Annotated in this window: 3 protein-coding genes and 2 pseudogenes; 4 read left to right on the top strand and 1 reads right to left on the bottom strand. The window is 65.4% G+C overall.

The features are described from left to right. Positions 1–184: 184 nt before the first annotated feature. Positions 185–620 (bottom strand): annotated as a pseudogene (locus tag IF89_RS43615) (transposase family protein); the annotation flags it as partial. A gap of 401 nt (positions 621–1,021) precedes the next feature. On the opposite strand from IF89_RS43615, the gene IF89_RS0134640 reads away from it, so the two are divergent. The 4 genes and pseudogenes from IF89_RS0134640 (at position 1,022) to IF89_RS0134650 (ending at position 3,541) form a co-directional block, all read left to right on the top strand. Beyond that, a complete protein-coding gene (locus tag IF89_RS0134640) occupies positions 1,022–2,098 on the top strand; it encodes a hypothetical protein (RefSeq protein ID WP_158718094.1) in 1,077 nt (358 codons plus the stop codon). A gap of 550 nt (positions 2,099–2,648) precedes the next feature. Then, positions 2,649–2,867 carry a hypothetical protein gene (locus IF89_RS46635; RefSeq protein WP_158718095.1) on the top strand — a complete coding sequence of 73 codons (219 nt, stop codon included), beginning with the start codon at positions 2,649–2,651 and terminating at the stop codon, positions 2,865–2,867. A gap of 301 nt (positions 2,868–3,168) precedes the next feature. Beyond that, positions 3,169–3,273: pseudogene (locus tag IF89_RS48590) on the top strand (helix-turn-helix domain-containing protein); the annotation flags it as partial. Positions 3,274–3,283: 10 nt separating this feature from the next. Next, positions 3,284–3,541, top strand: a complete 258-nt coding sequence (locus IF89_RS0134650) for an STAS domain-containing protein (protein WP_051808124.1) — start codon at positions 3,284–3,286, stop codon at positions 3,539–3,541. The last annotated feature ends 364 nt before the right edge of the window (positions 3,542–3,905 follow it).

Raw genomic sequence — 3,905 nt, forward strand, 5'->3', positions numbered from 1 at the left:
GTTGAGCGTAGACACCTTGCCCAACAGCCCTGGGGCCCCGTCCGTTTCACAGCCCTCGCCCCGTCACCCGATCGGTGGCCACTCTGAAAATGCTCACTGGCCTCCGGGTCGATCCCGTAAACACCGCCCGCCACCATGGCACGGTTTTCACGGACGTCGATGAACGGCAGGCCCAGGCCCATACCCGCCCCCAGACCAGATCGTGGACACGGCCTGCCAGAGCGGGTGAGATCCACACCAGGATGCCGCCGGGACCCGGTGATGGCCTGCAGGCCCACGCCGTGGCGGCGGTGTTTCCTGAGCAGCCGGCGCGGCTGTCGCCGGCCCGGCCGCAATCGGTAGGGGTCCCGTCGAGCGGGACGTAGCGGGCGTTGGCTTCCCTCAGAGCAGCCGTGAGGCCCGGTGCCCGCCCGGCCAGGAATGTCACGACGGCGTGGACGCAGGCGCGGGCCGTGCCGACGCTGATCCCGAAACCGGCCACGAGCTGGGCCAGGGTCTCGTTCTTCCGTAAGTACACCAGTGCGGCCATGGCACGCGCGGACGGCTGGAGCCTGCACCGCCGGCCACCCTCACTCCACGAGTGCATGCGGGACATCGAGTACGGCACGATAAGGAAACAACAGAGCCCCAGGGCTGCTGTGTTGAGCGTAGACCTTGCTCAGCAGCCCTGGGGCTCTGCCCATTCCACGGTCACTCCGCCATCACCCGATCGGTGGCCCAGCTGAAAGGCTCAATGTGAGCACCCCCGGCAGGTTTCCCCCCTGCTCGCCCCCGACCGGCGTCCGGCCCAGTCCCCCTGCATGAAAGGGCCCGACAGCTCCCACATAGCCCGATGGCGGATCCTTCCGGCGGATAGAGATCGGGCACGCGGCCCGTCATCGTTAGTGCCTCAAGGCGGCATGTCACACCTTGCGCGCTCCACCGGCTGCTCCACGGCGTCTGCCCGACGTAGGCCGGGTCCATCCCGAATGCCGCCCATAGCTTAAGGACGTTGGAGATGATGCGAAGGGCTGGAACCGCGATGACCACCATGGTCATCGCAGCAACAGGTATTCTCGCGGCCCCGGCTGCAGCCCGGGCCTCAGAAGCGCCCACCCATTGCGTGCTCCGCAGCGCTGGCGGCACGCTCACCAACAAGTGCTACGGGAACCTCCCTGACGCTATCAGGGATGCGACCTCCGGCAAGGTCACCGCCACCTCAGCGGAAGCCGCTGCGATGGAGGGAACCCTGGTGAAGAGGATGGAGTCTGCGAATCCTCAGATCGCCGGCATGGCCTTCACCAGCTCCACCTACAGCGGTTCCAGCGTCATCCTCATCGGTCCGCACTCTTGCAGGACGAAGGGGAGCAGCTGGACGGTGAACTTTGCGCCCTTGGAGAGCCAGTTCGGGGCCAGAGCAGCCTGGGACAACCGGTTCAATTCCACGGTCGGGATGAACACGTGCTCCAGCGGCCTGGCCCAGGACGCCAATTTCAGCGGGGCGTACCGCCAGGCCCGGATGCCCAGGAACACCACTGAGGCGGGGGCAGCCCCGTTCAACACCTACAGCTCCATCCGTTTCGGCTACACACCCACACCGGAGGAGTTCATCTCCTACTGCAACGCCGCCGGGGGGATGGCCTGTAATTTCACGGCAGACCCGGACGTCACCTACAAGAACGGGCCTAAGGTCCTCACCGCCCGTCCGGTGAACTGCTCCGATACTGCACAGACCCTGACAGTGTGGGCGGGCCACACGTGGACCAACAGCTCCAGTTTCACATTCGGTGTAACCACGTCCTACGGAATCACCGGCAAGTGGCCCGGGATCGATGCGAAACTTGAGCAGGCCATCAAGACGGATACCACATGGGAGAGTTCCCAGACCACCAAGTTCGAGGAACAGGTAGTCACAAACGTTCCCGGCACATCGTCCATGCAGGTCTACCACTCACCCGTGATCAGAGTGATAAGCGGAAAGGCCGTCATGAGACTCGGCGACGCAGCGGCCGAGCTCCCTTGGTCCCGTGAGGAAGCAGTGCCCGCCGGTGCAGGGTTCAGCGGCGCATGGACATGGGTCCCCAGCACCCTCTCCCCGGGCGACTGTACCTCCCAATAGCCGGGTCAGTGGGCGGCACCCCTGCCGCCGCCACACCGCTGCATGACAGACCGTCAAGCCCGTTCACCTTGAGTTCGCACTCGCGAGTCGAAACGTTCCCCGAACTTGATCACCGTGGTGATAACTGCCCTACAGCGGGCCTTTGTCTGACCCTGTGCTCCGTCACAGAGGCAAGGATTCAGTCGAGGGCCGCATGGGTAACGACTTGTTCGCGATTGAGGTTGGGGCGTGCCGACCTGGCGATTTGACTGATGGGTGATCAGCAGGGGAGGTGCCGGACGGGCACCAGTTCGGTGCTCGTCAGGTGCCGGTCCGGTCTGCGGGCGGCGCGGTCGGAGACCAGGCGGGCAGGGGCGCATGAGTCTCGGGGTAGTACTCGCGGCGACCGGTGTACCTCTGCAGCAGGCGCTTTCTCTCTTCGGCGCGGAGTACAATCCCCGCTGATACGACCTCAGGCCGATGGCCTTCAGAAGACCGGTGAGGGCGGGCTGCTGCAGCAGCTGCCGGGGGTGACGGCGCCGATCAGGTCACCTCTGAACCTACCCGCCGCGTGGAGGCAGACGAGAGCCTTCAGGCACGGGCAGCCAGCGGGCGTGATCACACTCCCCACAGCAACCTCGATGCGTACGAGGTTCCGGCTCGGCTGTTGAGGAGGGGCGGGAACCTTGCGGAGCGGACGCCTCGGCTCAATCCGGCCATCAAGGCCTTCAAGAAAACAGACGCCGTCTCCGCGGTGATTTTCGTGGCGGTCTGGTGGGCGTCGGAGTGACTCCGAACCCCCTTCGGTCTGTAGAGGCCTTGGTCCAGATAGGCAGCCTCCGGCGTCTTCCTGCCGTCACGAAACTCACCAGCATGCAACACGTTGATCGTGGTGGTGCGAGCCCACCCCATGGTGACCTCACTTTGTCTCCGCGAGCCTGCGAGCTCTGGGCAGGACCGAGGCCGTGCGGTGCGCTGGTGCCACGAACGGCTAGTGCTGTGACCGGGAAGGTTCGCCGGGTTGCTCGTTGTGCTGGTTGGTAATGCTTCCCCGGATCAATGGGGAGGCGGGATGGCGCAACCGGTCCGGGCGGGTCGTGATCCACAAGTTCAACGAGATCGGGCTCGCGTGCCTGGACCCTCGATGGGCGGGAGGCCGTCCCCGCCTTCTCGACCGTGACGACGAGGACTTCGTACCGAATCTTTATGATCGATCTGCATAGCGTCGCGTTCATGGACTGTGCCGGCCTGCTGCACATCCTGGACCTGCACCGGCGTGCGGAATGTCTGGGCATGCGCGTCCTGGTGGTCGGCTGGCAGCCGCAGCCTCAGCAGGTCATGGCCCGCGTCGCAGGGATGCCGGAGCCCGGCTCCCCGGCGGGAGCGCGCTATGCGCTGGCGGGGTTCCGCCGCCTGATCGAAGATCGTGCCCTGCGGGAAAACGACCTCGCCCAGTACAGCTGACGCCGACCGCGGCCGGATCATGTGGCTGCCCGCGGCATCCGGCGCAGCGGGCGGGTGGGCGCAACGCGTGTCCCTCGGCACTCTTCGAGGCCGTCGATCAGGTTCAGGAGGCGCTTTGGCTGGCGTTGCCAGTTGTAAGCGCAGAACGCGATGCGGGCCTTGACCCCAGATACTGAACACGCGGAGGGTGCTGAAAGTGGAGGACTTGGCAGAGATACGTCGGTTGCATCGAGCGGAGTGTGTGCCGATCAAGGATCGCGCGGCGGTTACTGAGGGTTTCAGGGTGGGGTCGGTGGGTTGATGGTCAGACCGGTGGCCGTGAGACAGCTGTCGGTGAGGTCGGGTCGGAGTTGGATTCTGCGTA

The sequence above is a fragment of the Streptomyces sp. NRRL F-2664 genome (assembly GCF_000719345.1).
Classification (GTDB): Bacteria; Actinomycetota; Actinomycetes; order Streptomycetales; family Streptomycetaceae; genus Streptomyces.

What these genes read in the sequence shown, in the direction of transcription:
- IF89_RS0134640 (WP_158718094.1), top strand. Translation starts at nt 1,022, where the DNA reads ATGACCACCATGGTCATCGCAGCAACAGGTATTCTCGCGGCCCCGGCT.
- IF89_RS0134650 (WP_051808124.1), top strand. Translation starts at nt 3,284, where the DNA reads ATGATCGATCTGCATAGCGTCGCGTTCATGGACTGTGCCGGCCTGCTG.